Consider the following 24,078-nt stretch of genomic DNA (forward strand, 5'->3'; position numbering starts at 1 on the left):
GGTTCCTTACGCCCCTGCCTTGGTGACGACCGCGTCCTCGGACAGCGTCGTCTGTGCCGGTACGTCGAGCTGGCCGGTCTCGTGGAACTCCAGCTTGCGGCGGCGGTTGGCGATGATGCCCTCCGGCCTGAAGCGCATGAGCAGGATCAGCGCCACACCGAAGGCGAGCAGCTCGTAGTTCTGCATGAACTGGAGCTTCTCCGGGATGAGGTAGAGCAGGCTGGCGCCGAGCAGCGGGCCGCTGACGGTGCCCATGCCGCCGAGGACGACGGCGGCCAGCAGGAAGGCCGAGTTGGGCGGGGCGGCGCCGGCGAACTGGTACGGCTGCGGGTTGACGCTGTAGTTCACGTGCGCCATCACGGTGCCGGCCAGGCCCGCCAGGGAGGCGCCGAGCGCGAACGCGATCAGCTTGACCCGGAAGCCGTTGATGCCCATGGCGGTCGCGGCGGTCTCGTCCTCGCGGATGGCGATCCAGGAGCGGCCGATACGGGAGTCGGCGGCACGGGTGAAGACGAGCACCACGATGGCCGTGATGATCAGCATCAGGAACAGGTAGTTGGCGAACCGGCCGAGGGTGAAGGAGCCGAGCGTGTGGGAGTCGCCCAGGTTGAACCCGAAGAGCTGGATGTCGGGGATCTGGGTGATGCCGTTGGGCCCGCGGGTGACGTTCGGACCGGAGTCGCCGTCCAGGTTGTTGACGGTGATGCGGAAGATCTCTCCGAAGCCGAGCGTCACGATGGCCAGGTAGTCACCGCGCAGCCGCAGCGTCGGACCGCCGATCAGGACACCGAAGACCAGCGAGGCCGCCATGCCGGTGAGCGCGGCGGCCCAGAAGGGGAAATGGACCTGGAAGGGCGAGTACTCGGAGCCGGAGACCAGGGCGGCCGCGTAGGCGCCGACGCCGAGGAACGCGACGTAACCGAGGTCGAGCAGACCGGTGAGGCCGACGACGATGTTCAGGCCGAGCGCGACGGTGGCGAAGATGAGGATGTTCACGCCGATGTTGGCGTTGTGGTCGTTGCTCTGCGTGAACGGGAAGATCACGGCGGCCACGAACGCCAGGCAGGCCGCGAAGCCCTTGTGGCGGGTGGACATCGTCGTGTACCGGTCGAGGAGTCCGGCGTGCACCAGGCCCCAGGCGGCGAAGACGCAGATCAGCAGGAAGCCGATGAAGGTCTCGCTGTCGTCGTCGTCGATGCCGATGCCGTAGGTGAAGACCACCAGGCCGACGGCGGTGCCGACGGTGACGGCGGCGCGTTCCATGAGCGGCGACAGGGTGCCGGGGCGGGGCTGGTCGGGCTTGGTGAGATAGCCCTTGAGACCGGTGCCCGGGGCCGGGTGCGGCAGGGCGAGCGCGCCGAGCACGGGAAGCAGGGAGGCCACCATCGCGACGAACGCGCCCGGGTCGAGGTTGACCAGGCCGCCGAGATCGACGGCGATGGCGATACCGGTGAACCAGCAGACGGCGAACGCCGACAGGGCGGTCAGGAACACCGGGCTGGTGGCGCCCGACGGGTTCAGCCAGCCGAGGCCCTTCACCCGCCACAGGGCGAGCGCGTACAGCAGGGTGAGCGCGCCGGCGACCAGGGCCAGGATCTGGAGTCCGGCCGGGTAGCCGTAGATGGTCAGGTTGCCCGGGAAGTCGGGCGTCCAGGTCCAGCTCATGAAGGCGCTGGCGATGGTGCCGACGGCGCCGACGGCGATGAGCGGCCGGGCCACGGCGGCCGGGAGCGGCAGGGGACCGCGCTCCGCCGGGGTCTGGAGAGAGGTGTCGGTCATGGTGCTCACGCCCTGTCCGCGACGCGTTCGCCGAGCAGGCCCTGTGGCCTGAAGAGGAGTACGAGGATGAGGAGGACGAAGGCCCAGACCGGCGCCCAGCCCTGGCCGCCGAGCTGGTGCATGCCGGGGATGTCCGCGATGTAGGCGGTGGCCATGGCCTCGGCGAGTCCGAGGACGAGACCGCCGAGCATGGCGCCGTAGATGTTGCCGATGCCGCCGAGGACCGCCGCGGTGAACGCCTTGAGACCGGCGAGGAAGCCCATCTGGTAGTCGACGGCCCCGTACTTGAGGCCGTACGCGGTGCCCGCGACCGCCGCGAACAGGCCGCCGATGGCGAACGCGATCACGATGATGCGGTTGGTGTCGATGCCCATCAGCTGGGCGGTGTCCGGGTCCTGCGCCGTGGCCTGCATGGCGCGGCCGGTGCGCGAGAGCCGCACGAAGAAGGCGAGGATCGCCATGCACACCGGGGCCGCGATGATCAGGAAGAGATCGCCGCTCTGCACGGTGACCGAGCCCAGGTGGTAGGGCCCGAAGGGAAGCTGGGGGAAGACCCGGGCGGACTTGGCGTTCGGGTACAGGTTGAACACGAGCTGCTGGAGCGCGAGCGAGAGACCGATGGCCGTGATGAGCGGCGCCAGGCGTGGCGCGCCGCGTAGCGGCCGGTAGGCGAAGCGTTCGGCGCCGACGGCGATGAGTACGGCGACCAGGGCGCCGCCGACGAGCATCGCCGGCAGGGCTATCCACATGGATACGCCGTCCGGCAGGACGAGATACACCGTGAGGGCGCCGAAGCCTCCCGTCATGAAGATCTCGCCGTGAGCGAAGTTGATGAGCTGGACGATGCCGTACACCATCGTGTATCCGATGGCGATCAGACCGTACATCGAGCCGAGGAACAGCCCGTTGGCCAGCTGCTGCGGCAGGGTGTTCACCGCATGGCCTCCATGTGGTGGGGAGAGTCAAGGGGGCGGTAGAGGGCGGGCCGCGCGGTGACGGTGGTCGGTGCCGCGCGGCCCTGGAGTCGCGATGTGTGCCGCGGGCTACTTGGGGTTGGCGACGCCGCTCTTGACGGACTTCCACGCACCGTTGACGACCTGGTAGACGGTCAGCTGCTTGTTGGTGGTGTCACCGAACTCGTCGAACGAGATCTTGCCGGAGATACCGTCGAAGGAGTTGTGCTGGACCGCGTCGACGACCTTGGCGCGGGCGTCGTCGGGGAGCTTGCCGTCCTTGATGACCTGGCCGACGGCCTTGATGATCGCGGTGGTGGCGTCGTAGGAGTACGAGCCGTAGGTGCCGTAGTCACCGGGGTACTTCTTGGCCTTGTAGGTGGCCACGAAGTCCTTGGCGGCGGGCAGGGTGTCGACCGGGACGCCGATGGAGGTCGCGAGGTCGCCCTCGGCGGCCTTGCCGGCGGTGTTGATGTAGGTCGGGGTGAACATGCCGTCGCCGCCGAACAGCGGGATCTTGGCGCCGGCGTCCTTGAGCTGCTTGGTCAGCACCTGGGACTCGTCGTACTGGCCGCCGTAGTACAGGATGTCGGCGCCGGAGTTCTTGATCTTGGTGACGAGGGTGGAGAAGTCGCGGTCGCCCACGCTGACGTGGTCGGTGCCGATGACCTTGCCGCCCTGCTTGGCGAACTGCTCCTTGAAGATCTTGGAGAGGCCGGCGCCGTAGGTCTGCTTGTCGTCGACGACGAACGCCTTCTTCTTGTGCAGACCGTTGGCGGCGTAGTCCGCCGCGAACGCGCCCTGGAGGGCGTCGGTGGTCGCGGTGCGGAAGTAGTTCTTGAACGGGCGGACCTTCTTGGTCTGCCAGTTCTTGCCCTGGGTCAGCTCCGGAGCGGTGTTCGACGGGGAGATCTCCACCAGGTTGGCGGTGTCCAGCACCTGCTGCATCTGGGTGGCCACACCGGAGTTGAGCGGGCCGACCACGCCGAGGACGTCCTTCTCGGCGACCAGCTGGGTGGCGTTCTGCTGGCCGGTGGCCGGGATCGCCTTGTCGTCCAGCGCCTTGACCTTGAAGGTCACACCGGGGACCGTCTTGTTCTTGTTCGCGTCGTCGACCGCTATCTGCGCGCCGTACTGGATGCCGAGGCCGGTCGCGGAGTTCTGGCCGGTCAGCGGGGCGTCCACGCCGATGGTGACCGTGACGTCGCCGTTGTCGCCGCCCTTGCTGTCATTGTTGCGGGAGCCGCAGGCGGTGAGAGTCAGAGCCCCGGTCGTCAGAACGGAGGTAAGAATCACCAGAGAACGCTGTCGCACAATCGATCCTTTCCGCAGGCATGAGCGGTCCCTGGAACGGGACGGCATGAAGCCGCGTTGGTACCGAACTCCCGTTGGAGCGGTGACTGGCCGTGACTCTAAGCCCGCTATGGAGACCTGGGCAGCGCCGTAGGCGTCCTTGTGACTTTCTTGTTATGACGGCGTGGACGGGAAAGTTCCGCCGGGGATACTCTCGGCCGATTTGGCGGAATTTCCGCTCGGTCCACATTTTGAGAATGCGCACTTCCGGTTGGCCCTCGAGCCGAGGTCGCGGGCCGGTGGGCGCCGTGGCCCCGGGGCGCCCGGGGAAGATCACCCAGGGGTGCGCCCCCGGAGGGGACGCGAGGGGTGCTTATTGCGCGCGCGTTACGCAGCGTTACGCCGGAAAAGAAAGGTGCGGTGTACAGCAATTTCGCGCGGCCGGATGCCGATATCCCCGCCCCGCTCCCGGCGGCCGTCAAGGGGTCGTACCGCCCGGACGAAAGAATTCCACTTTTCCGTGCGGGGGATGACGCCGCATCGGTGACAAAAAGGCCCGGTCGCACCCCTTTTGGGGAGCGGACCGGGCCTTTTGTGAGGGAGCGTCAGACCGCGGCGGGCGCCTGCTCGCCGCTCTGCTTTCCAAGATCACGGAGCAGGCAGGTCAGCCGGGCGCTGCACACCCGGCGGCCCTGCTCGTCGCTGATGACGACCTCGTACGTCGCCGTCGAACGGCCCCGGTGCACGGGCGTGGCCACACCGGTCACCAGGCCCGAGCGGATCCCGCGGTGATGCGTGCAGTTGAGGTCCACGCCGACCGCGACCTTGGTGCTGCCGCCGTGCAGCATCGCGCCGATCGAGCCCAGCGTCTCCGCGAGCACCGCCGAGGCGCCGCCGTGCAGCAGGCCGTACGGCTGGGTGTTGCCCTCCACCGGCATCGTGCCGACGACCTTCTCCGGGGACGCCTCCACGATCTCCACGCCCATCCGCGTGCCGAGGTCACCGGCCGAGAACAGCGCGGGCAGGTCCACACCGAGCGCCGCGTACTCCTCGATGACCTCCTGCGGGAACTGCACCTGCTGCTGCTCGCCCATGAGCCGGCTCCGTTCGTCGTGCGCCTGTCGTGACCCGACATCCGCCATGACCTGACATCTGTCGTGACCTGAGCGAACGCTCAGTCGGTCGTCGATTGTTCCAGACGGCCTTCCGCGCGCGCCTCCAGGCGTACGATCACCGACTTGCTGGCCGGGGTGTTGCTGGTGTCGGCCGTCGCGTCCAGCGGCACCAGCACATTGGTCTCCGGGTAGTACGCCGCCGCGCAGCCCCGGGCCGTCGGGTAGAGCACCACCCGGAAACCGGGCGCCCGCCGCTCCACGCCGTCCCGCCACTCGCTCACCAGATCCACGTACGTCCCCTCGGCGAACCCGAGCGAACGCGCGTCCTCGGCGTTCACCAGCACCACCCGGCGGCCGCCCGTGATGCCCCGGTAGCGGTCGTCCAGACCGTAGATCGTGGTGTTGTACTGGTCGTGCGAACGCAGCGTCTGCAACAGCAGCCGCCCCTCGGGCAGTTCGGGGTACTCCACCGGCGCCGCGGTGAAGTTGGCCTTGCCGGTGGCGGTCGGGAAGCGGCGCTCGTCGCGCGGCGCGTGCGGCAGCGCGAAACCGCCGGGCCTGGCCACCCGCGCGTTGAAGTCCCCGAACCCCGGGACCACCCGCGCGATCCGGTCGCGGACGGCCGCGTAGTCCTTCTCGAACTCCTCCCACGGCACCACGCTGCGCTCCCCGAGCACCGCGCGCGCCATCCGGCACACGATCGCCGGCTCGGACAGCAGCCGCGTGCTCGCGGGCGCCAGCCGGCCGCGCGAGGCGTGCACCATGCCCATGGAGTCCTCGACGGTCACGAACTGCTCGCCGCTCGCCTGCACATCGCGCTCGGTACGGCCCAGGGTGGGCAGGATCAGCGCCCGCGCGCCGGTGACCGTGTGCGAGCGGTTCAGCTTCGTCGACACGTGCACCGTCAGCCGCGCCCGCCGCATCGCCGCCTCGGTCACCTCGGTGTCCGGGGACGCGGAGACGAAGTTGCCGCCCATGGCGAAGAACACCTTGGCCTCGCCGTCGCGCAGCGCGCGGATCGCCCGTACGACGTCGAAGCCGTGCTCCCGGGGCGGCGCGAACCCGAACTCCCGCTCCAGGGCGTCCAGGAAGGCGGGCGCGGGCCGCTCGAAGATGCCCATCGTGCGGTCGCCCTGCACGTTCGAATGACCGCGCACCGGGCACACGCCCGCGCCGGGCCGGCCGATGTTGCCGCGCAGCAGCAGGAAGTTGACGACCTCGCGGATGGTCGGCACGGAGTGCTTGTGCTGGGTCAGGCCCATCGCCCAGCAGACGATGGTCCGCTCGGAGGCGAGCACGAGCTCCAGCGCCTGCTCGATCTCCGCGCGGCTCAGGCCGGTCGCGGCCAGCGTCTCGTCCCAGTCGGCGGACTCCGCGGCCTTGGCGAACTCCTCGAATCCATGCGTGTGTTCCCGCACGAACTCCTCGTCGACCGCGCCGTCCGTCTCCAGGATCAACTTGTTGAGGAGCCGGAAGAGTGCCTGGTCGCCGCCGATGCGGATCTGGAGGAACAGATCGGTGAGCGCGGCGCCCTTGAGCATGCCCTGCGGGGTCTGCGGGTTCTTGAACCGCTCCAGGCCCGCCTCGGGCAGCGGGTTGACGCTGACCACCTTCGCGCCGTTCGCCTTGGCCTTCTCCAGCGCGGACAGCATCCGGGGGTGGTTGGTGCCCGGGTTCTGGCCCGCCACGATGATCAGATCGGCCTGGTACAGGTCCTCCAGGAGGACGCTGCCCTTGCCGATGCCGATGGTCTCCGTGAGCGCCGAGCCCGAGGACTCGTGGCACATGTTCGAGCAGTCCGGCAGGTTGTTCGTGCCCAGCTCGCGGGCGAAGAGCTGGTACAGGAACGCCGCCTCGTTGCTGGTGCGGCCCGAGGTGTAGAAGACGGCCTCGTCCGGGGAGGCGAGGGCGGCGATCTCCTCGGCGATGATGCCGAAGGCGCGCTCCCAGGTGACCGGCTCGTAGTGCGCCGCCCCCTCGGGGAGGTACATGGGATGGGTGAGCCGCCCCTGCTGGCCCAGCCAGTACCCGCTCCTGTCCGCCAGGTCGGCGACGGGGTGCGCGGCGAAGAACTCCGGGGTGACCCGGCGCAGGGTGGCCTCCTCGGCCACCGCCTTCGCGCCGTTCTCGCAGAACTCCGCGGTGTGCCGGTGCTCCGGCTCCGGCCAGGCGCAGCCCGGGCAGTCGAAGCCGTCCTTCTGGTTCACCCGCAGCAGGGTCAGCGCGGTGCGCCGGACCCCCATCTGCTGCTGGGCGATCCGCAAGGTGTGCCCGATGGCCGGCAACCCCGCCGCCGCGTGCTTCGGCTCCGCGACCTGCGGCGCGTCCTGCACCGGATCACCCTTGGGCGGCTTCGTCGCCATCGCGCGCTCCCCTTCGACTGCGTGTACCACGTACAAGGCCGATCCTCCCACGGGGGACTGACAGGGGGAACGGGCGGCTCCAGGGGGGCGGGGAGGGCGCGAGGAGGGAGCGAGGGAGGAGGGTGGGGGCGCGGCGGCGGGGGCGTGCGGGTCCGGCTTGCCGGGGTTCGTGGGACGGCCGGTGGGGTGGGGTTTCTCGGCCGGGAGGGCGGTGAGCGGTGGGCGGGGATGGGCTCGCCTGGAGGGCGGTAAGCGGTGGCGGGGATGGGCTTGCCTGGAGGCTGGTCAGCGGGTGATGGTGATCGGCTTACCTGGGGAAGCCCGACGGTGACCCGGCGCGGCGGCGATACGGGACCGTCCTGCGCCGCCCCCGCCGCCTCGTGAGCCGCCGTCCCCGGGGCTCCGAGGGGGCTGCCCGTGCGGTGTCTCCGCCCGGGGCTCCGGTCTGTTCCGCCCGGGGCCGCCGGTTTATTCGCCGCGAGGCGGTGAAGCGCGACGGCGGCGATCGGTCGGCCTGACCGGGGCGCCCTTCCCCGCCGCGACGGTGCCCGGCCCGCGCCCCCGCCCGCGCCGGTCGGCGGCCCGGTCCGCGACCTGGGCCGTCCTCGGCCGCCCGCTGCCCTTGAGCGCCCCCTTGGGGCCCGGCCGAGCGCCCCCTCGGGGCCCGGCGCCGGGCCGCCCGCGATGTGTCGCTCTCCCCAGCCGGTGGCCTTCCGGCGAGCGGGCGCGACGGCGGCGACCCATGGGGCCCGATGACGCCGGACCGGGCCCCGCCGGCACCGTCCGCCCGGCCGCCGGAGGCACACGCGGTCCGGAGTGTCAGTGGGGCGTGGCAGGATCGGTGGCGTGGCAGAGACAGCATCGAAGAAGACCGACAAGACCCCCGGCGGCTCCCGTCCCCGGCTGATGCTCATGGACGGGCACTCGCTGGCCTACCGCGCGTTCTTCGCGCTGCCCGCGGAGAACTTCACCACCGCGACGGGCCAGCCGACGAACGCGATCTACGGGTTCGCGTCGATGCTGGCCAACACCCTGCGTGACGAGGCGCCCACCCACTTCGCCGTGGCCTTCGACGTCTCCCGCAAGACCTGGCGCTCCGAGCGCTTCACCGAGTACAAGGCGAACCGCTCCAAGAGCCCCGACGAGTTCAAGGGCCAGGTCGAGCTGATCGGCGAGCTCCTGGACGCGATGCACGCGCCGCGCTTCGCCGTCGACGGCTTCGAGGCCGACGACATCATCGCCACCCTCGCCACCCAGGCCGAGGCCGAGGGCTTCGACGTACTGATCGTCACCGGCGACCGCGACTCCTTCCAGCTGGTCAGCGAGCACACCACGGTGCTCTACCCGACCAAGGGCGTCTCGGAGCTGACCCGGTTCACCCCGGAGAAGGTTTTCGAGAAGTACGGCTTGACGCCCGCCCAGTACCCCGACTTCGCCGCCCTGCGCGGTGACCCGTCCGACAACCTTCCCGGCATCCCCGGCGTCGGCGAGAAGACCGCCGCGAAGTGGATCAACCAGTTCGGCTCCTTCGCCGAGCTGGTCGAGCGGGCCGAGGAGGTCAAGGGCAAGGCGGGCCAGAACCTCCGCGACCACCTGGAGTCGGTCAAGCTCAACCGGGTCCTCACCGAGCTGGAGCGCCAGGTCGAGCTGCCGAAGGCGGTCACCGACCTGGAGCGCGCGCCGTACGACCGCAAGGGCGTCTCGCTGGTCCTGGACACCCTGGAGATCCGCAACCCGTCCCTGCGCGAGCGCCTCTTCGCCGTCGATCCCGGAGCCGAGGAGACCGACACCACCCCGGTCACCACCGAGGGCGTCGAGATCGACGGCACCGTGCTGCGCACCGGCGAGCTGGCTTCCTGGCTCGCCGAGCACGCCACGCAGCCCTTGGGCGTCGCCACCGTCGACACCTGGGCGCTGGGCACCGGCTCGGTCGCCGAGGTCGCCCTGGCGGCGGCCGGGGGAGCGGCCGCCTGGTTCGACCCCGCGGAGCTGGACGAGGCCGACGAGAACGCCTTCGCGGCCTGGCTGGCGGACGCCGAGCGCCCCAAGGTGTTCCACAACGCCAAGGGCGCCATGCGCGTCTTCGCCGAGCACGGCTGGAGCATCGAGGGCGTGCGCATGGACACCGCGCTCGCCGCCTACCTGGTCAAGCCCGGCCGGCGCTCCTTCGACCTGGACGCGCTCTCCCTGGAGTACCTGCACCGCGAGCTGGTCCCCGCCGCCGCGGCCGACGGCCAGCTGGCCTTCGGCACGGACGAGGCCGCCGAGGCCGAGGCCCTGATGATCCAGGCCCGCGCCGTCCTGGACCTCGGCGAGGCGTTCGAAGGGCGTCTGGAGGAGGTCGGCGCCGCCGATCTGCTGCGCGACATGGAGCTGCCCACCTCCGCCCTGCTCGCCCGCATGGAGCGGCACGGCATCGCCGCGGACCGCGCGCACCTCGACGCCATGGAGCAGATGTTCGCGGGCGCGGTGCAGCAGGCCGTGAAGGAGGCGCACGCGGCCGCGGGCCACGAGTTCAACCTGGGCTCGCCCAAGCAGCTCCAGGAGGTCCTCTTCAACGAACTGGCTCTCCCGAAGACGAAGAAGACCAAGACCGGCTACACCACGGACGCCGACGCCCTGGCCTGGCTCGCCACCCAGACGGACAACGAGCTGCCGGTGATCATGCTCCGCCACCGCGAGCAGGCCAAGCTCCGCGTCACGGTCGAGGGCCTGATCAAGACCATCGCGACCGACGACCGTATCCACACCACCTTCAACCAGACGGTGGCCGCGACCGGCCGGCTGTCCTCCACGGACCCGAACCTCCAGAACATCCCTGTCCGCACCGACGAGGGCCGGGCGATCCGCCGCGGCTTCGTGGTCGGCGAGGGCTTCGAGTCCCTGATGACCGCCGACTACAGCCAGATCGAGCTGCGCGTGATGGCGCACCTCTCCGAGGACGAGGGCCTGATCAGGGCGTTCACCTCCGGCGAGGACCTGCACACCACCGCCGCCTCCCAGGTCTTCGGCGTCGAGCCGGCCGCGGTGGACGCGGAGATGCGTCGCAAGATCAAGGCGATGTCGTACGGCCTGGCGTACGGCCTGTCCGCGTTCGGCCTCTCCCAGCAGCTGAACATCGAGGCGGCGGAGTCCCGCGCCCTGATGGACGCGTACTTCGAGCGCTTCGGCGGGGTCCGCGGCTACCTGCGCCGCGCGGTGGACGAGGCCCGGGCCACGGGCTACACCGCGACCGTCTTCGGGCGCCGCCGCTACCTGCCCGACCTCAACAGCGACAACCGCCAGCGCCGCGAGGCCGCCGAGCGGATGGCCCTCAACGCGCCCATCCAGGGCACGGCGGCGGACATCGTCAAGATCGCCATGCTCAAGGTGGACACCGCCCTGCGGGCCGCGGACCTGAAGTCCCGGATGCTGCTCCAGGTCCACGACGAAATCGTCCTGGAGATCGCCCCCGGCGAGCGCGCCCGAGTCGAGGAGATCGTCCGCCGGGAGATGTCCGCCGCGGTGACCCTCAAGGCTCCCCTGGACGTCTCGGTCGGCGTGGGCCCGGACTGGGAGTCGGCCGCGCACTAGCCGCCGCGCCACCGCAGGAGCCACCGACCCGGACCGCACCTGTCCTGGACCGCACCTGTGAAGGGGGCGCCGTATTCCGACGGAACACGGCGCCCCCTTCGGCTCGCGCAACCCGGAATCGGCCATTCCGCGTCAGCACCACAAAGACGGCTCAACCCCCGGCGGGACCGTCACTCACGTGGCCCCCGCCAAAACGCCCCGCACCCCCCGCAGCCGCAAAACTGCGGGCATGGGTATACGCATGCTTCACCGCCGGACGCCCGAGGCAGTCACCCGGGTCTGGGCGGACACCGCCTCGGCGCAGGCACAGGCACTGCCCGCCTCGCCGGTCCCGGCCCTCGCGGCCGACGCAAGCACCGCCCGCATCCCCGCCGACCCGGCCGTGACCGTCCGCAGGGCCGCCCGGAACGTCCGGCGCGGCCTCAGGGACCGCACCGCCCGGACCGGGGCCGCCGCCCGCGCCCACGACTGGCGCCAGTGGACCGATCTGGTCCGCGGCTATCTCGCGCTCACGCTCACCCTGATCCCGAGATCCCGCCCCCGTCCCACCCTCACGGTCTTCGTCGCCCCCCTCGCCGAACGCCCGGCCCGCCAGGACCCCCGCGACCCCGGACCGCGCGCCGTCCGCTAGAGGCAGGCCCCCGCAAGCCTCCCCCTCCCCCCAACTCAACAGCGGGCCATTGTCACCGCCCTGGCCGACCGCCCGGCGCGCCCACTTCAACGGCAGGTGGCCAACCGGTGAAAATCGGGCATGAACGGGTGCCCCGGCAAAGCAAGTTGCCGTAGGGTCGCCTGCGGCGCGGTGCCGGGCGCACGAGCCGGACACGTCACGCAGGGAAAGGGCCGCGCAGGGGCAACCGGAACGCCGGGTCGTACGTCAGACCAGGGCGAGACACACACGTGGATACGGACGCAGGGCGTCCTTGGGAGGGGTTCACTCTATGGCGGCGCATATCGGCAGGCGGCTGCGCAAGGGGGCGGCGACCACCGCCGTGGCCGCGGCAGCGGTCGCGGCTCTCTCCGCGTCCCAGGCTCCGGGAGCGACCGGCGAGGACCACGGCAGACAGACGACGGCCGGCGCCTCCGCCCCCGTACCGGACTCCATCGGCGACGATGCCACGGGCAACTCGCCGTACTACACGGACCTGCCGCCCCTGAACAGCCCCAACCCGAGCCCCTCACCGAGCACCGGCACCCCCGTCGCCCAGGGCGCCGCCGAGGCCGGCATACCCGCCACGGTCCTCGACGCCTACAAGAAGGCCGAGACGGAGCTGCGCAGCTCCAAGCCCGGCTGCAACCTGCCCTGGCAACTCCTCGCCGCCATCGGCAAAGTGGAGTCCGGCCAGGCCCGCGGCGGCGAGGTCGACGCCACCGGCAAGACGCTGCGACCGATCCTCGGCCCGGTCCTCGACGGCAACGGCTTCGCGCTCATCCAGGACACCGACCACGGCTTGTACGACGGCAACGCCCAGTACGACCAGGCCGTGGGCCCCATGCAGTTCATCCCGTCCACCTGGGCCTGGGCCGGCCGCGACGGCAACGGCGACGGCGTCAAGGACCCCAACAACATCTACGACGCCGCCCTCGCCGCCGGCCACTACCTGTGCCGCGGCGACCGGGACCTGTCCCAGGCGGCCGATCTGCGCAGCGCGATCCTCGGCTACAACAACTCGCAGGACTACCTGAACACCGTCCTGTCGTGGATGGAGTACTACAGCAAGGGCACCTACTCCGTGCCCGACGGCACCGGCACCGCGCCCGGCCGCCGCAGCGACGACGGCACCCCGCGCACCACGCCGTCCGTCCCCGCCGAGCCCGCGGACCCGCACCAGGGCAAGCCGGGTTCGAAGGACCAGGGCGGCCGGCCGGGCCCCTCACCCTCGCCGTCGAAGCCCGGCGGCGGCCAGGACGGCGGCGACCCGGCCCCGCGGCCGCCCGGGAAGCCCGACCCGACCACGCCCACCCCCACCGACACGGTGGACCACCTGGACAAGGCGGGCACGGGCACGGCCAAGCTCACCGCGACCGCCGGGGACGCCTTCACCCAGACGATCAGCGCCCGCGCCGAGACCAAGGCGGGCGCCGCCGTGGCCAAGGTCAGGATCCGGTTCACCATCTCCGGGGACACCGACGCCACCTTCACCGGCGGCGAGGACGTGGCCACGGTCGCCACCGACAACAAGGGCGTCGCGACGGCCCCCGCCCTCCAGGCGGGCGAGAAGACCGGCGACTTCAAGGTCACCGCCACCCTCGTGGGCCGCTCCCTCAAGGGCGTGGACTACCAGGCGACCGTCACCGAACGCACCGCCGACACCCTCACCGCCACCACCGGCAGCGGCACCGTGCCGACCTGCGTCCCGGGCGGCGAGTTCGCCGACCGGATCCAGGTGAAGGCGACGTACAAGGGCGCCGTCGCGGACAAGGTCGCCGCCACCGCCACCCTGGTCAGGTCCGCCCTCGACGCCACCGAGAACGACAAGGGCCCCTACTTCAAGGACGCCGCCACCGGCAAGGCCGTACGCACCCTCACCGGTCTGAAGACGGACGCCAAGGGCCTGCTGACACTGCCGAAGCTGTACGCGGACGACACCACCGGCACGTTCCTGCTGCGCGTCACCACGCCCGGCGGCGGCACCCTCACCGTCCTCCTGACGGTGGCCCCCGACGGCACCGCCACGGCGAGCCCGTCCCCGTCCCCGAGCGCGTCGGCCGGCACCTGAGCCGACCGGACCCCCACGGCGCCCTCCCCGCTTCCGGCGGGGAGGGCGCCGTCGTTCGTGGGCGCACCGCTGTTCTCATCTCGCCCGCCCGTTGCTACGGTGCCCGGAACTGACGCGGCATCAGAAACCGTCAGGACACCGACCGCCACCGGGAGGCCCCGCATGCGCGCCCTGATCGCCGCCGCGACCGGCCTCGCCCTCGCCTTCGCCCTGGTCCTCACGATCGGCGCACTCGGCGCGCCGTCCGGCCGCACCTCACCGAAGCCGCTGCTGACCACGGTCCCCGCACATCCGTAACCCGCCCGGGAGGGAGGCCGCGATGCGCCGCACGGCAAGCCTGATCCTGCTCGCCTGTGCCGTCTTCTGCGCGGCACTGTCGCCACTGACGCGCTGGTACGCCTTCCCGCGGCTGGCCCGGATCCCCGCGAACCAGTATCAGGACGTCGTCCTGGAGGCCAGGAACGCCACCCTCCTCGACTACGGCACCATGCGCGCGAAAAAGGTCCCCCAGGTCACCATCGTGCAGACCCTCAAGGGCGATGTGACGGCCGCCGAGAAGATCGAGAAGAGCGCGCACCGGCCGGTCGTCGTCTGGAACGCCCTGTCCTACGTCCAGGGCCCCGACGGCACGATGGTCTCCGAGGTCCCCGAGCGCTACATCTTCGACGCGCACAGCCAGGCCCCCGTCCACGCCACCGGCGAGATGGTCGACGGCGACCCGGTCCGACGGAACGGCATCGAGTTCAAGTGGCCCTTCCTCACCCGGAAACGGGATTACGAGTACTTCGACGCGCAGACCCGCACCACCAGCCCCATCCACTACCGGGGCACCCGAGAGTTCCACGGCCTCAAGGTCTACTACTTCGAGCAGACCGTCCCCTGGACCAAGGTCCCCATGCCCAAGTCCATGCCGGTCAAGGGCATCACCCCGCAGACCGTCGCCAGGACCGGCACCACCCGCTGGTACACCACCGTGCGCCGCTTCTGGGTCGAACCGGTCACCGGCGCACCCGTTTACGGCGAGGAGAGCCACCAGGAGGAACTGCGCGGCGGCACCCTGCTCGGCGGACGCGCCAAGGTCACCGCGTTCGCCGGGGACGTGAAGATGCGCGCGGACTACGTCGCGCACACGGTCGCCCTCGTCAAGCACAACCGCACCCTCGTCCTCGCGCTCACCTCCTACGTCCCCTGGGGCTCCCTGACCCTCGGCCTGCTCCTGCTCGCCCTCTCCCTCGTCCTGGAGGCCCGCGCCCGCCGCCCCGGGGACCCGGCCTCCGCCGACACGGCGGAACCGGAGCCGGTCAGCGCCTGAGCCGCGCGTTGGTGTGCCGGGTGGGCTCGGCCGCCGCCGGGTCCTCCGGCCAGGGGTGCTTGGGATAGCGGCCGCGCAGCTCGGCCCGCACGGCCCGGTAGCCGTCCCGCCAGAACGACGCCAGATCGGCCGTGACGGCCGCGGGCCGACCGGCGGGGGAGAGCAGATGCACGAGCAGCGGCACGCCCGCCACGGACGGCGTCTCGCGCAGCCCGAACATCTCCTGGAGCTTCACCGCGAGCACCGGCCGCTCCGGATCCCGGTAGTCGATCCGGATCCTGGACCCGCTCGGCACGGTCATCCGCTCGGGCGCCAGCTCGTCCAGGCGCCCGGCCTCCCCGCTCGCCCAGGGCAGCAGCCGCGCCAGCGCCTGCCCGGCGTCGATCCGCGCGAGATCCGCCCGCCGCCGGGCCCGCCCCAGCTCCGGCTCCAGCCACTGTTCCGCCCGCGCGTACAACGCCTCGTCCGACATCTCCGGCCACGGCTCCCCGAGCCGGGCGCGCAGGAACGCCAGCCGCTGCCGCAGCACCTCCGCGTCCGGCGTCCACCGCAGCAGCGCGGGCCCCTCCTGCCGCAGCCCGTCGAGCAGCGCCGCACGCACCAGCTCCGGCGCGGCGTCCCGCAACGGCCGCACCGCCAGCTCGACGGCCCCGAGCCGCTCCACCCGCCGGGCCACGACATCGCCGTCCGCCCAGCGCACCTCGTCCCGCTCGTCCAGCACCGCGCCCGCCGCCGCCCGCGCCACCTCCTCCGACACGGCGGCCCCGAGCCGCACCCGGGCATGCCCCTTCCCGCCCGGCCGGTCGGCCACCGCCACCACGATCCACGGCGCCCCCCGCAGCGCCGACCCCTCCACCAGCTCGGCCCGCGTCCCGGACACCATCAGGTACGACCCACCGTCCAGCTTCCCGACCCGCTCGGGGAAAGCGAGCGCGGCCACCAGCCCGACGAGGCCGTCCTCCCCGGCACCGGATCGCCCGGCCGCATCGGCCCGAGCCACGGCGGGCGCGGAGGCGTCCGGACGGCCCGGGGCGCCGGGCACCGATGCGGACGCGGCGGCCGGAGAACCCGGAGCGCCCGCCGACGGCCGCCCGCCACGCCCCCCGGCCCGGCCACCCGCTCCCGGCCCGGCGTCCCCCCGCGGCCCGCCGCCACGGCCGTCCCCGTCGCCATGGCCGTCCCGGCCGCCACGAACGCCCCGGTCGTCCCGGCCGGAGAACTCCGCCGAGACGGACCGCAGCCGCCGTACCTCCGCCGCCCACCGCCCCGCGTAGCCGTCACCCCCGCGCCGAGCGGAGCGCAACGCGCCGGCGAGATCGTCGCCGTACTCCCGCGGCACCTCCTCCGACAGCAGAGCGACCACCTCCGCCCCCGCCCCGGACGTGTCCAGCAGCGCCCGCCCCAGCCGCGGATGCAGCCCGAGCCGGGAGAGCCGTACGCCGCGATCCGTCGCCCGCCCCGCGGCGTCCACCGCGCCCACGGCCGCCAGCGCGGCGCGCGCCGCCGCCATCGCACCGCCCGGCGGCGGATCCAGCAGCGCGAGACCCGAGGCGTCCGGATCACCCCAGCAGGCGGTTTGGAGCGCGAACGACGTCAGATCGGCCACCTTGATCTCCGGCGCCGGAAACGCCGGCAGCCGGCCGTCCTCCGCCTCCGCCCAGCACCGGTACACCGCACCCGGCGCCTCACGCCCGGCCCGCCCCGCCCGCTGCCGACCGGCCGCACGCGACGCCCGCACCGTCGTCAGCCCGCTGAGCCCGCGCGCGTGGTCCACCCGGGGCTCCCGGGCCAGCCCCGAGTCCACCACCACCCGCACCCCGGGCACCGTCAGCGAGGACTCCGCGACCGACGTCGCCAGCACCACCCGCCGCCGCTCTCCGGGGGACAGCACCGCCTCCTGCACGGCCGCCGGCGCCCGCCCGTGCACCTGGAGCACCTCGACCCCGGCCGGCGCGCCCAGCTGCCCGGCCACCCGCGCGATCTCGCCCACCCCGGGCAGGAAGCACAGCACGTCACCGTCCCGCTCGGCCAGCGCACGCCGCACCACCGACGCCACATGCGCCAGCTGCGCGGGATCCACCCGCATCCCGTGCGGCGGCCGCACCGGCCGCGCCGGCGGCGCCCACACCACCTCCACGGGATACGCGGTCCCCGCCGCCTCCACCACCGGCGCCCCGCCCAGCAGCCGCGCCCACCCCTGCGCGTCCGTGGTCGCCGACGCGGCCACCAGCCGCAGCTCCGGCCGCAGCGCCTGCCGTACGTCCCACAGGAAGGCCGCCACCGTGTCGGCGTCCAGATGCCGCTCATGGCACTCGTCCAGCACCACGACGTCCACCCCGGCCAGCTCCTGATCACGCTGGAGCCGCTGGAGCAGCACACCCGTGGTCACGACCTCCACCCGAGTGCGCCGCCCCACGGACCGCTCGCCGCGCACCGTGAAGCCCACGCTCTCGCCGGGCCGCTCACCCAGCAGCCACGCCATCCGCCGCGCCGCCGCTCGCGCCGCGATCCGCCGCGGCTCGGCCACCACGACCCGCCGCGCCGGACCGCCGCCGACCAGCCCCGCCAGCACCAGCGGAACCAGCGTCGTCTTGCCGGTGCCGGGCGGCGCCACCAGCACGGCGGTCCCGTCGGCCGCGAGCGCGTCGGTCAGGGCGGGCAGAGCGGAGCGCACGGGCAGCGCGTCCAGGGCGTCATAACGGATCACGCCCATAAGTGTCGTACGACGGCCGAACCCGCCCCGCGCGTCCCCGATCGGGGAGGTTTCAGTCCCGCTCGCACACGAAGACGGCGGTACCCGGGATCAGGCCGCCTCGCAGCGGGGACCAGCCGCCCCACTCCGAGCTGTTCCAGGCCGGCCACTCCGGCTCCACCAGATCCACCAGGCGGAGCCCGGCGGCCACGATGTCGCGGACCCGGTCGCCCAGCGTCCGGTGGTGCTCCACATAGACGGCCCGGCCCTGTTCGTCCTGCTCCACGTACGGCGTGCGGTCGAAGTAGGAGGCGGACACCGACAGGCCCTCGGGACCCGGCTCGTCCGGGAAGGCCCAGCGGATCGGATGGGTCACCGAGAACACGAACCGGCCGCCGGGCCGCAGCACCCGCCGCACCTCGCTCAGCACCAGGCGCGGATCCGCCACGAACGGCAGCGCGCCGTACGCCGAGCACGCCAGGTCGAAGGAGCCGTCCGCGAAGGGCAGCGCGCCCGCGTCCGCGCACACCAGCGGAAACGATCCGCCGATGCGCAGCGCGTGCTGGAGCTGGCGGTGCGAGAGATCCAGGGCCACCGGGTGAGCGCCCTGGGCGGCCAGCCAGCGCGCGCACTGCGCGGCCCCCGCGCCGATCTCCAGGACGTCCTTGCCCTTCAGTTCCTCCGGCGGCCCGAGCAGCTCGGCCTCCACCTCGTCCAGCCCCTCCGGGCCCCACACGAAGCGGTCGTCGCCGAGGAACGTGCCGTGCTCGACCTGGTACTCGTCCGCGTTGCGGTCCCACCAGCCCCGGTTGGCCCGGCTGCTCTCCGAAACGTCGGCGTCACGGCGGGTGGCTTCGGGCTCGAACCCCTCGGGCTCGGGCCGTTCGGACTCTTGGATGATCGGCTCCCTCGTCGTAATCTTCCGTCCCGACCCACCGGACGGCGGTACGCCGCGGACGGGGGTGAACAGCCCTGCCGCGCGGCTCTGCGGGACATTTTGTGCCGGGTATACGGTGATCCGCCCCGGGTGTCCGCCTTCGCGCATTGACCCTTTCCGGCTGCCCCCGTATGCTACAAGTTGCGCTGCGGGCCTGCGCGCCTCAGACGTAGCAGGCTGCGCTCGCATCTGTATGTATGTCCCCTCGGTTTTCGAGGCGCCACCGGGCACCCGGTGTCCGTAAAGGTGGCGCTTCCTTGGCTGTTCGGCTTCTGCAGAGCGAAACAGGCTCCCGGCGTAAGCAGTACCTACGACTTCAATGTCCGTACCGGAGCCCTTTCCCACATGACGAGCAGCACCGAGACCACCGCCACCACCCCGCAGGTAGCGGTCAACGACATCGGTAACGAGGAAGCCTTCCTCGCCGCGATCGACGAGACGATCAAGTACTTCAACGACGGCGACATCGTCGACGGCGTCATCGTGAAGGTCGACCGGGACGAGGTCCTGCTCGACATCGGTTACAAGACCGAAGGTGTCATCCCGAGCCGCGAGCTCTCGATCAAGCACGACGTCGACCCGAACGAGGTCGTGGCCGTCGGCGACGAGATCGAGGCCCTGGTCCTCCAGAAGGAGGACAAGGAAGGCCGCCTGATCCTCTCGAAGAAGCGCGCCCAGTACGAGCGTGCCTGGGGCACCATCGAGAAGATCAAGGAAGAGGACGGCATCGTCACCGGTACCGTCATCGAGGTCGTCAAGGGTGGTCTCATCCTCGACATCGGCCTCCGTGGCTTCCTGCCGGCCTCCCTGGTCGAGATGCGCCGCGTGCGCGACCTCCAGCCGTACGTCGGCAAGGAGCTCGAGGCCAAGATCATCGAGCTGGACAAGAACCGCAACAACGTGGTCCTGTCCCGCCGTGCCTGGCTGGAGCAGACCCAGTCCGAGGTCCGCCAGACGTTCCTCACGACCCTCCAGAAGGGTCAGGTCCGCTCCGGCGTGGTCTCCTCGATCGTCAACTTCGGTGCCTTCGTGGACCTGGGTGGCGTCGACGGTCTGGTCCACGTCTCCGAGCTGTCCTGGAAGCACATCGACCACCCGTCCGAGGTTGTCGAGGTCGGCCAGGAAGTCACCGTCGAGGTCCTCGACGTGGACATGGACCGCGAGCGCGTCTCCCTGTCGCTGAAGGCGACCCAGGAAGACCCGTGGCAGCAGTTCGCCCGCACCCACCAGATCGGCCAGGTCGTGCCCGGCAAGGTCACGAAGCTGGTTCCGTTCGGTGCGTTCGTCCGCGTGGACGAGGGCATCGAGGGTCTGGTCCACATCTCCGAGCTGGCCGAGCGCCACGTGGAGATCCCGGAGCAGGTCGTCCAGGTCAACGACGAGATCTTCGTCAAGGTCATCGACATCGACCTCGAGCGTCGTCGCATCAGCCTCTCGCTGAAGCAGGCCAACGAGTCCTTCGGCGCCGACCCGTCGGCCGTCGAGTTCGACCCGACCCTGTACGGCATGGCCGCGTCCTACGACGACCAGGGCAACTACATCTACCCCGAGGGCTTCGACCCCGAGACCAACGACTGGCTCGAGGGCTACGAGAAGCAGCGCGAGGAGTGGGAGCGCCAGTACGCCGAGGCGCAGACCCGCTTCGAGCAGCACCAGCAGCAGGTCATCAAGTCCCGCGAGGCCGACGCCGCTGCCGCGGCCGAGGGCGGCGAGGCTGCGGCTCCGGCCGCGACCGGCGGTGGCTCGTACTCCTCCGAGGGTGCGGACACCTCTGGCGCCCTGGCGTCGGACGAGGCCCTGGCTGCACTGCGCGAGAAGCTGGCCGGCGGCCAGAGCTGAACGCAGGCCGCTGAGGCTTAGCAGGTAGCTGCTGAGGGGCTCCACCTTTCGAGGTGGGGCCCCTCAGGGTTTTCCCGGCGTGGTCCGGTAGTGCGCCGCTTGCGCCGCTGCGGGTCCGTCGTGGCTTGTCGCGCAGTTGCCCGCGCCCCTGGGGGATCACCGCAGCCCGCGTCAGGGAGTCACCCCGATGTTTGTCAGGCCCTTGCCGCCCGTCACCGTGTTCGAGGTGGAGACCGTCGTCGGGCAGTCGGCGGCGTAGTCGGTGACGTCGACGGCCAGCTGGGTGGGGCTCGTGGCGCCGGTCAGGGTGGACGTGTTGCCCTTGAAGACCGTGCCGCAGCCCCAGCCGGGCTGCTGGCCGTGGGTCTGGTAGCCGTCATTGCTGGTGCGGGTGCCGGTGTTGTCCTGGACCAAGGCGTCGTCGCCCTTCACGTCGACCCAGGAGTCGTCGTAGTTCGCGCCGGTCAGGCCGCTGCCGTCGAAGGCGTTGCCGATGATCCGCGTGCCGGTCGTGCCCTCCTTGACGTCGACGTTCTCGCCGCCCACGTCCGGGCCGATGGTGTTGCCGAGGATCTGGACGCGGTCGCTGTGGTCGGACAGGGTGCCGGCCGTGCCGACGTAGACGCCCTCGCCCATACCGTCGCCGTCGTTCCCGGTGTCGTAGATCGTCGAGTTCCTGATCACGCCGTACGTGCTGGAATCGCGGAAGTGCACCCCCTCCATGGCCAGGCCGTGCACCGTGACGCCGTCCACGATGACGCCCTGGGCCGCGTCGATCATGATGCCCTTCTGGCCCCCGGTCACGGTCGGCCCGCTGACCGTCCAGTAGGAGGCGCCGTTCAGATGCAGCCCGTAGCCGCCGCTCGCGGTGAGGATGGCCTTGGCGGAGCCGGTGAGGGTGATCCGGGCCGACGCCGTGGCGGGTGAGACAGCGTGGAAGTTGCCCTGGTAGGTGCCGTCCGCGAGATGGATCGTGTCGCCGGGCCGCGCGTTTCCGAGCGCAGTCTTCAGCTGGGCCGCGGTCGTCACCTCGACCGTCGAGGCGGCCATGGCGGGAGCCGGGCCGGCGAGAAGCAGCCCACCGGTGACGGTGGCCGCGGCGAGCAGGGAGGTGAGCGGCATGGATATGCGCATAGGGGGGTGCCTTCCTGTCCCAGGGGCGATCTCTTACGGGAGATCACGCGCGATCTCATAGGTGGATCGCGGCCGCCATCGTGAACAGTGCACCGTGAAGGTACGGACCAGGTGACGGAGCGTCAAGACGGTCTGCGGAAGATCGCTGATCAGCGGCGGGTCGCGGGAATGCGCCCGTTGCGGGGCGCGTTGTAGCGGAGGAACAGGAGGAGGAGCGGTCACAGTGCTTGATCCGCAGGGTTTGTACGCATGGGAGCCGAAGGGCCTCGCCGTGGTCGACATGGCGCTCGCCCAGGAATCGGCCGGTCTTGTCATGCTCTACCACTTCGACGGATACATCGACGCGGGCGAGACCGGTGACCTCATCGTCGACCGGCTGCTCGACTCGCTGCCCCACCAGGTCGTCGCCCGGTTCGACCACGACCGGCTCGTGGACTACCGGGCCCGCCGGCCGCTGCTCACCTTCAAGCGCGACCGCTGGACCGACTACGAGACGCCGGCCATCGAGGTCCACCTCGTCCAGGACACCACCGGCGCCCCCTTCCTGCTGCTGTCCGGGCCCGAGCCGGACGTGGAGTGGGAGCGCTTCTCGACGGCGGTACGGCAGATCGCCGACCGGCTCGGCGTCCGCCTGGCCGTGAACTTCAGCGGCCTGCCCATGGGCGTGCCGCACACCCGCCCCGTGGGCCTCACCCCGCACGGCAACCGCGTCGACCTGGTCCCCGGCCACACCAGCCCCTTCGAGGAGGCCCAGGTGCCCGGCAGCCTGGAGCAGCTGGTGGAATACCGGCTGATGCAGGCCGGCCACGACGTCCTGGGTGTCGCCGCACACGTCCCGCACTACGTCGCCCGCTCCCCGTACCCGGACGCCGCGCTGACCGTCCTGGAGGCCATCACCGCCGCCACCGGACTGGTCCTGCCCGGCATCGCGCACTCCCTGCGCACGGACGCGCGGCGCACCCAGACCGAGATCGACCGGCAGATCCAGGAGGGCGACGAGGAGCTGACCGCTCTCGTCCAGGGCCTGGAGCACCAGTACGACGCGGCGGCCGGCGCCGAGACCCGGGGCAACATGCTCGCCGAACCGGTGGAGATCCCGTCCGCCGACGAGATCGGGCGCGAGTTCGAGCGCTTCCTCGCGGAACGCGAGGGGGAGACCTGAGCCTCGCCGTCCGCTGTCCGCCGGGCTCCGGTCCTGCCGCTGTCGGTGGCAGGGCCTAAGCTTCCGCTCATGCTGAAAGTTGGCCTGACCGGCGGGATCGGCGCCGGCAAGAGCGAGGTCTCCCGGCTGCTCGTGGAGCACGGAGCCGTGCTGATCGACGCGGACCGTATCGCCCGGGAGGTCGTGGCGCCCGGCACGCCCGGCCTCGCCGCCGTGGTCGAGGCGTTCGGCCCGGACATCCTCGCCGGGGACGGCGGCCTGGACCGGCCCCGCCTCGGCTCGATCGTCTTCGCCGACCCGGACAGACTCGCGGTCCTCAACTCGATCGTGCATCCGCTGGTCGGCGCCCGCTCCCGCGAGCTGGAGGAGGCCGCGGCCCCCGACGCCGTGGTGATCCACGACGTACCCCTGCTCACCGAGAACGGCCTGGCGCCGTTCTACGACCTCGTGATCGTCGTGGACGCGAGCCCCGGGACCCAGCTCGACCGGCTGATACGGCTGCGCGGGATGACCGAGGAGGACGCCCGCGCCCGCATGGCCGCCCAGGCCACCCGTGAGCAGCGGCACGCGATCGCGGACCTCGTGATCGACAACGACGTGCCCCTGGACGCGCTGCGCAAGCGGGTCGACGCGGTCTGGGAGGACCTCGTACGCCGGGCTCACGCGGGCTCCGCCGCGGACCGCCCCGCGGAATAGCGGACCGGGCAGGGGCGTTGAATCTCGGGAACAAGGGAAGGACTCTGCCGTGCCCGAGACCAGCGGTTCCCCCGGACCCACTCCGGAGACGCATGTCATCGATTTCCGTGCCGCCGAGCAGCTGCTCCACGCGCGGGATCCGCGGGGCGCGGTGAAGCTGCTCGACGGAGTCATCGCCGCGCATCCCGAGAACACCGCGGCCCGGCTGCTGCGCGCGCGTGCCTTCTTCGCCGCCGCGCAACTGCGGCCCGCCGAGCTGGAGTTCACCATCGTCCTGGAGCGGGAGCCGGACAACGCGTTCGCGCACTTCGCCCTGGCCCGCACCTACGAGCGCCAGGGCCGCGCCGGCCAGGCCAAGCGCCACTTCAGGCTGGCCGCGGCGCTGGATCCGAACCCGGAGTACCTGAAGGCGGCCCGGTTCGACGGCTGAGAGTTCGCCGACCGGGAGTGCGACGGCTGAGAGTCCGACGGCTGGGAGTGCGACGGCTGAGGCCGGGACGGCCGGCGTCC

Annotated in this window: 17 protein-coding genes; 9 read left to right on the forward strand and 8 right to left on the reverse strand. The window is 71.7% G+C overall.

Annotation, left to right across the window (positions count from 1 at the left end):
- Positions 1-6 precede the first annotated feature (6 nt).
- The 5 genes from GHR20_RS26870 to GHR20_RS26890 form a co-directional block, all read right to left on the reverse strand.
- Positions 7-1,779 carry a branched-chain amino acid ABC transporter permease gene (locus tag GHR20_RS26870; protein WP_153814621.1) on the reverse strand — a complete coding sequence of 591 codons (1,773 nt, stop codon included), beginning with the start codon at positions 1,777-1,779 and terminating at the stop codon, positions 7-9.
- Between the two features lie 5 nt (positions 1,780-1,784).
- Positions 1,785-2,714: a branched-chain amino acid ABC transporter permease gene (locus GHR20_RS26875; protein ID WP_111582470.1), complete on the reverse strand. Its 930-nt coding sequence runs from the start codon at positions 2,712-2,714 to the stop codon at positions 1,785-1,787.
- A 108-nt stretch (positions 2,715-2,822) separates the two neighbouring features.
- Positions 2,823-4,046: a branched-chain amino acid ABC transporter substrate-binding protein gene (locus GHR20_RS26880; RefSeq protein WP_187279371.1), complete on the reverse strand. Its 1,224-nt coding sequence runs from the start codon at positions 4,044-4,046 to the stop codon at positions 2,823-2,825.
- Positions 4,047-4,630: 584 nt separating this feature from the next.
- Complete coding sequence (locus GHR20_RS26885; protein ID WP_148027318.1) at positions 4,631-5,119, reverse strand: hotdog fold thioesterase; 489 nt, start codon at positions 5,117-5,119, stop codon at positions 4,631-4,633.
- Positions 5,120-5,199: 80 nt separating this feature from the next.
- Positions 5,200-7,503: an FdhF/YdeP family oxidoreductase gene (locus GHR20_RS26890; RefSeq protein WP_153814622.1), complete on the reverse strand. Its 2,304-nt coding sequence runs from the start codon at positions 7,501-7,503 to the stop codon at positions 5,200-5,202.
- An 846-nt stretch (positions 7,504-8,349) separates the two neighbouring features.
- Between GHR20_RS26890 and polA the strand changes: the two genes are divergently transcribed.
- From polA to GHR20_RS26915, 5 genes are all read left to right on the forward strand, one after another.
- Positions 8,350-11,076: a DNA polymerase I gene (polA, locus tag GHR20_RS26895; RefSeq protein WP_153814623.1), complete on the forward strand. Its 2,727-nt coding sequence runs from the start codon at positions 8,350-8,352 to the stop codon at positions 11,074-11,076.
- Between the two features lie 229 nt (positions 11,077-11,305).
- Positions 11,306-11,707, forward strand: coding sequence for a hypothetical protein (locus tag GHR20_RS26900; protein ID WP_153814624.1), 402 nt, complete (start codon positions 11,306-11,308; stop codon positions 11,705-11,707).
- 310 nt (positions 11,708-12,017) lie between these two features.
- Positions 12,018-13,796 (forward strand): lytic transglycosylase domain-containing protein, encoded by a 1,779-nt coding sequence (locus tag GHR20_RS26905; protein ID WP_153814625.1) that lies wholly within the window; start codon positions 12,018-12,020, stop codon positions 13,794-13,796.
- Between the two features lie 162 nt (positions 13,797-13,958).
- Positions 13,959-14,093 (forward strand): SPW_0924 family protein, encoded by a 135-nt coding sequence (locus GHR20_RS26910; protein ID WP_111582475.1) that lies wholly within the window; start codon positions 13,959-13,961, stop codon positions 14,091-14,093.
- Positions 14,094-14,115: 22 nt separating this feature from the next.
- On the forward strand, positions 14,116-15,108 hold the full coding sequence (locus GHR20_RS26915; RefSeq protein WP_111582476.1) for a DUF3068 domain-containing protein: 993 nt from the start codon (positions 14,116-14,118) through the stop codon (positions 15,106-15,108).
- Here GHR20_RS26915 and GHR20_RS26920 read toward each other — a convergent pair.
- Both GHR20_RS26920 and GHR20_RS26925 read right to left on the reverse strand, forming a co-directional pair.
- Positions 15,098-17,815, reverse strand: coding sequence for an ATP-dependent helicase C-terminal domain-containing protein (locus tag GHR20_RS26920; protein WP_153814626.1), 2,718 nt, complete (start codon positions 17,813-17,815; stop codon positions 15,098-15,100). The genes GHR20_RS26915 and GHR20_RS26920 overlap by 11 nt on opposite strands.
- 58 nt (positions 17,816-17,873) lie before the next feature.
- Positions 17,874-18,845: a class I SAM-dependent methyltransferase gene (locus GHR20_RS26925; protein WP_243878140.1), complete on the reverse strand. Its 972-nt coding sequence runs from the start codon at positions 18,843-18,845 to the stop codon at positions 17,874-17,876.
- Between the two features lie 237 nt (positions 18,846-19,082).
- Between GHR20_RS26925 and rpsA the strand changes: the two genes are divergently transcribed.
- Entirely contained in the window at positions 19,083-20,576 is a 1,494-nt protein-coding gene (gene rpsA, locus GHR20_RS26930; RefSeq protein WP_111582477.1) for a 30S ribosomal protein S1, read from the forward strand.
- Positions 20,577-20,747: 171 nt separating this feature from the next.
- Here the strand turns inward: rpsA and GHR20_RS26935 are convergent, their stop codons facing one another.
- Positions 20,748-21,710: a right-handed parallel beta-helix repeat-containing protein gene (locus tag GHR20_RS26935; protein ID WP_153814627.1), complete on the reverse strand. Its 963-nt coding sequence runs from the start codon at positions 21,708-21,710 to the stop codon at positions 20,748-20,750.
- Between the two features lie 223 nt (positions 21,711-21,933).
- Between GHR20_RS26935 and GHR20_RS26940 the strand changes: the two genes are divergently transcribed.
- The 3 genes from GHR20_RS26940 to GHR20_RS26950 all read left to right on the forward strand — a co-directional run bounded on the left by GHR20_RS26940 (position 21,934) and on the right by GHR20_RS26950 (position 23,998).
- Positions 21,934-22,872 (forward strand): PAC2 family protein, encoded by a 939-nt coding sequence (locus GHR20_RS26940; RefSeq protein ID WP_111582478.1) that lies wholly within the window; start codon positions 21,934-21,936, stop codon positions 22,870-22,872.
- Positions 22,873-22,941: 69 nt separating this feature from the next.
- Positions 22,942-23,568 carry a dephospho-CoA kinase gene (coaE, locus tag GHR20_RS26945; protein ID WP_111582479.1) on the forward strand — a complete coding sequence of 209 codons (627 nt, stop codon included), beginning with the start codon at positions 22,942-22,944 and terminating at the stop codon, positions 23,566-23,568.
- Between the two features lie 49 nt (positions 23,569-23,617).
- Entirely contained in the window at positions 23,618-23,998 is a 381-nt protein-coding gene (locus GHR20_RS26950) for a tetratricopeptide repeat protein (RefSeq protein ID WP_153814628.1), read from the forward strand.
- The last annotated feature ends 80 nt before the right edge of the window (positions 23,999-24,078 follow it).

It is taken from the genome of Streptomyces sp. SUK 48 (assembly GCF_009650765.1).
Taxonomy (GTDB): domain Bacteria; phylum Actinomycetota; class Actinomycetes; order Streptomycetales; family Streptomycetaceae; genus Streptomyces.